The sequence below is a fragment of the Aminobacter ciceronei genome, assembly GCF_014138625.1.
In the GTDB taxonomy this organism is placed as follows: Bacteria; Pseudomonadota; Alphaproteobacteria; order Rhizobiales; family Rhizobiaceae; genus Aminobacter; species Aminobacter ciceronei.
On sequence record NZ_JACJHY010000082.1, the window covers coordinates 1 to 4337 of the forward strand.

At 62.0% G+C, this 4337-nt stretch carries 5 protein-coding genes; all 5 read right to left on the reverse strand.

All coding sequences use genetic code 11. The features are described from left to right. Positions 1-166: 166 nt before the first annotated feature. Entirely contained in the window at positions 167-1207 is a 1041-nt protein-coding gene (locus HNQ95_RS33180; RefSeq protein WP_067965351.1) for a heme-dependent oxidative N-demethylase family protein, read from the reverse strand. 42 nt (positions 1208-1249) lie between these two features. Beyond that, the gene (locus tag HNQ95_RS33185; protein ID WP_067965350.1) at positions 1250-2215 is read right to left on the reverse strand and encodes a PDR/VanB family oxidoreductase; all 966 of its coding nucleotides are present in this window, start codon (positions 2213-2215) and stop codon (positions 1250-1252) included. Further along, positions 2212-2805, reverse strand: coding sequence for a dimethylamine monooxygenase subunit DmmA family protein (locus HNQ95_RS33190; protein ID WP_312871106.1), 594 nt, complete (start codon positions 2803-2805; stop codon positions 2212-2214). The genes HNQ95_RS33185 and HNQ95_RS33190 overlap by 4 nt, the downstream gene beginning before the upstream one ends. A gap of 19 nt (positions 2806-2824) precedes the next feature. Further along, positions 2825-3958: an aminomethyl transferase family protein gene (locus HNQ95_RS33195; protein ID WP_067965348.1), complete on the reverse strand. Its 1134-nt coding sequence runs from the start codon at positions 3956-3958 to the stop codon at positions 2825-2827. A 285-nt stretch (positions 3959-4243) separates the two neighbouring features. Next, on the reverse strand, positions 4244-4337 hold a 94-nt coding region (locus HNQ95_RS33200; protein WP_182576241.1), incomplete at its 5' end, for a formate--tetrahydrofolate ligase.

Below are 4337 nucleotides of genomic sequence, written 5' to 3' on the forward strand. Positions count from 1 at the left end.
GGCACTGGCATCTGCTCCCCGAAATCAATCCAAAAGCTCAATCAACCCACAAAACAAAACCCCGCCGAAATTCGACGGGGTTTGTCAGCAGTCTGGAGGCGATGACATCGCCTCCTTTTTCGTGGTCGGTGGCCGGGCCTCGGTGAGGCCAGGCCGGATCGATATGTTAGTCCGGGCTGAAGCCGGATGAGGTCGGAGCGCCGTCGTCATATTTCGACAGCCAGTCGACGGTGGTCTGGCGATAACGGGTCAGGCCCTTGTATTCGGCGAGCTCGACCGGCAGGTCGCGCAGCACGCGGTGGAAGCGGCGGGCCCATTTCGGCACCGTTACCAGCTCGTCCATCTTGAGCAGGTAGCAGCGGATCGGGAAGACCAGCGCGTTGGAACGCGGCAGGCGCCAGAAGCTCTGCAGTTCGACGCGGAGATGGACCTTCTGGCCGACATTCTCAGGCGTCACCGTCAGGCGGTCACTGCCCCATTTGTGGAAGTTCTCCGGGCTGGTGTCGAGGCGCGGATTGATCGTCATGGTCCAGTTCAGGCGGCGTGCGGGCTTGCCCTGCTGGATGTTGGTCAGGAATTTCAGGGCGCGGGTGAAGACGCCCATCTCATGCGCCAGCGGCACCGGTGCATGCCATTCGAAGAAGTTCATGCCGATGTCGAAATCGAGCGACCAGTCGGCCTGGGTGGTGACCATGCCGGCGTCCATCCAGAGATTGTTGTCACGCTGGTCGAGGATGGCGAAGTCGCCCTGGCTCTGGCGGGTGATGTACTCCATCGGCCCATAGGGCAGGGTGGAGATGTCGCCAAAGGTGAAGGTGTCGTCGATGCCGAGTGGCCGGTTGATCCAGCGCCAGCGGTCGCCGTCGCGGGTCAGCGTGAAGTGCTCGGGATAGCTCGCGGCCTTCTCGGTCATCAGAAGTTCGAGCAGGTCCCAGCCGGCCAGCGTCATGTGCGGCAGCGACTGGCAGCGCAACGGATCTTCCGCCAGCACCATGGCGCGGTCCTGCATCTCCGAGACATAGTGTTCGTCGACGTCGATCAGGTGCTCGAACACGCTGCCCTTGGGGCCTGGCACATGTGGCTCGATGTTGACCGAGTACATGTAGGCGTCTTCGTGATAGGGGAAGGGAAACCGCTTGATCTGTTCCGGACTGTTCCTGAAGGTAAAATCGTCGCGGAACGTTTCTTTCCTGAAGTTTATTCCCATCAATTCCTCCCTCTTCCAAAGCGCTGGGCGCTCCGGGATGTTCTACCGTTCCAGGACCAGCGAGCGGCCCTCGAAGCGCGAAACGCATGGCATGATCTTCTTGCCCGAGCAGTGCTCCTCATCGCTCAGCCAGTGGTCGTTGTGCTTGAACGTGCCGTCATAGGAGATGACGTTGGTCTCGCACTGGCCGCAGACGCCGCCGCGACAGAGATAGGGCGGGTCGACGCCTGCCGCCTCGATCGCCTCGAGCAGGCTCTGCTGTTCGCCGACCCGGATTTCCAGGCCGCTGACAGCCAGTTTGACGTCGAAGGGCGTGCCCGGCTGCGGTGCAGCGAAATGCTCGTAATGCACCGAGTCATCCGGCCAGCCATGGGCAGCGGCGGTGTCGCGCACCCATTTGATCATGCCAGCGGGGCCGCAGACATAGATATGCGTGCCGAGCGGCTGGGTGGCGAGCAGGCGGTCGAGCGGGATGCGCTCGTTGTGCTCGTCGTAGTACAGGTTGACCCTGCTGCCGTAGCGTTCGCGCAGCACCTCAGTGTAGCTGCCCAGCGCCTCCGAACGGCAAGTGTAGTGCAGCTCGAAATTGCCGCCCGACGAAGCGAGCTGGGCGGTCTGGGCGAGAAACGGCGTGATGCCGATGCCGCCGGCGATCATCAGGTGCTTCCTGGCGCGCAGGTCCAGCGAGAACAGGTTGACCGGATAGCTGATGACCATTTCGCTGCCGCGCTTGACGCGGTTGTGCATGAACAACGAGCCGCCGCGGCCGACGTCGTCGCGACGCACCGAGATCGTGTAGTCGCGCGTGGCGAGCGGCGAGCTCATCAGCGAATAGGGATTGAGCCTGGTGATGTCGCCGTCGCGCATTTCGACGACGACGTGGGCGCCGCCGGAAAAGGTCGGCAGGTTGCCGCCGTCGGTGCGCTCGAAGTGGAAGCGCTTGACCAGTTCATTGACCGCGACCACTTCGGTCACGGTGACGTTCAGCTTGTTTGTTCCCGCGCTCACCGGAAAATCTCCTCTTTCTGAGGGATCTCGGTCGGATCCTCGGCATTGATGCAGACGCCCTGGAAGGCGGCCAGACGCTTGGAGTAGTGGTCGCGGACGAGCAACAGCAGACCGCAATGCGAGCAGGTAACCGGCTGGGTCGTGACGTTTTCGGTGACGCCCTTGCAGTGCACGCACTGCACGCGGCGCGCCCACGAGCCGCGATGCTCGGTCTGGATCGAGGCCGGGTCGATGCCGGCTTCGATCGCCGCCTGCATCATCTGGCCGATCAGCCCTTCGGTACCGGCGAGATACATGCGCAGGCCCATATGGGCGTTGGCAAGTGTCCAGGTCAGCCGCGGCAATGCCGCCGCGACCGACGGTCCTTCATAATACTGGGCCGGCTTCAGGGCTTTCAGCAAGTCCTGAAAGCTGTTTCCGGTCCGGCCCGGTATGAACATGATGTGGGCGTTGGTGAAGAAGTCCTCTGGAGCCTTCTTCGCCAGGTCCAGGATCGCGGACGCCCCTTCGGCGTCCGCAATCAGAAGGTGGCTCTTGCCGGCCTGCGGTGACAATGTTCCGTAGACCGGGCGACTAAGGATCGTCTTCACCGGTGCACTGTCCAAGGTCTCAGCCCTTTGCCGTCCGCTTCAGCTTCTTCGGGTCGTCAAACGGCAGCGACTGCGCCGTTGCCTTGACCGTACCGCTGGCGTTGCGGATTTCCAGCGGCGTGCCGACGATGGCGCAGTCGACGTCGAGGCGGGCGATGCCCATCGACTTCTTGACCAGCGGCGAATACATCGCGCAGGTCACGACACCGACCTTCTTGCCGTCGCGATAGATCTCGGCGCCTTCGTCAGCCGGCTTGTCGCTGTCGAGCAGCACGCCGAAGATCTTGAAGCGCTCCTTGCCCTTGAGGCGATAGTGCTCTTCGGCGCCGCGGAAGCCGGTCTTGCCGGGGCTGACGGTGAAGTCGAGACCGAGTTCCCACAAGGTGTCGCCAGGACCTTCGTTCGCGAACGGGTATTTCTGCGAGTTGTCGTACGGGTAGAACAGAAGGTAGCTCTCGACGCGCAGCATGTCGAGCGTGGTGAAGCGCGTCGGGATGATGCCCATCGGCTTGCCTTCGGCAACGATGGTGTCCCAGATCTGGCCTGCGTCCTGGCCGCGGCAGAAGATCTCGTAGCCGCGTTCGCCGGTGTAGCCGGTGCGCGAGATCATCACCGGGAAGCCGAACAGCTGGGTCTGCATGTGGTGGAAGTAGTTGAGGTCGCGGATGCCGGGAACGTGCTTGGCGAGATAGTCGACGGCGAGCGGGCCCTGCAGCGACAGGTCGTGCAGGTTGTCGTCGAAGCGGACCGAGACGTCGCGGCCGATCGATGCGCGGGTCAGTTCCTCATGTCCCGATCCCGAACCGTGCACGACCATCCAGGAGTTCGGACCCATGCGGTAGATGACGCAGTCGTCGGTGAACTTGCCGGCGTCGTTGAGCATGCAGGCATAGACCGACTTGCCGGGGTAGATCTTCTCGACATTGCGGGTGGTGCACAGGTCAATGACATGCCCTGCGTGGGCGCCGGTGATGTGCACCTTCTTGAGGCCGGAAACATCCATCAGGCCGGCCTTGGTGCGGATCGCCACATACTCCTCGTCGGCGTCCTTGTCATAGCTCCAGGCCGTGCCCATGCCGCTCCAGTCTTCCAGTTTGGAACCCAGTGCGCGGTGGCGGTCGGCCAACATCGAAAAACGCCATGAAGCTGTCATTTCAGGTACTCCTCCATATTGTTCCCCGCCCTTGGCCTTGCCTTGAGGCGGTCATTTGTTGAGGGCATTTGAACCCAAATTTGCCTCTAGGGCAATATCCAAGTGCAAGAATTTTTACTGATAGGCAATATTTTGCCTGTCGTTTCTTCCAGGCCTGTACTGCTCAGCAAGCTTGGTTGCGGGCAAAAAAAAGCCTGGCACATGAGGTGCCAGGCCTTGAAAGGGCGCTCCGGGCCTGGGGGACAGGAGGGGTGGATTGGAGCGCCTTGGGAGAGAGGTTTCGCCTCAGAACAGTCCTTCGATCTGGCCCTGTTCGTTGAGGAAGATCTTCTCGGATGACGGTGCCTTGGGCAGGCCGGGCATGGTCATGATCTCACCG

What these genes read in the sequence shown, in the direction of transcription:
- HNQ95_RS33180 (WP_067965351.1), bottom strand. Translation starts at nt 1,207, where the DNA reads ATGGGAATAAACTTCAGGAAAGAAACGTTCCGCGACGATTTTACCTTC.
- HNQ95_RS33195 (WP_067965348.1), bottom strand. Translation starts at nt 3,958, where the DNA reads ATGACAGCTTCATGGCGTTTTTCGATGTTGGCCGACCGCCACCGCGCA.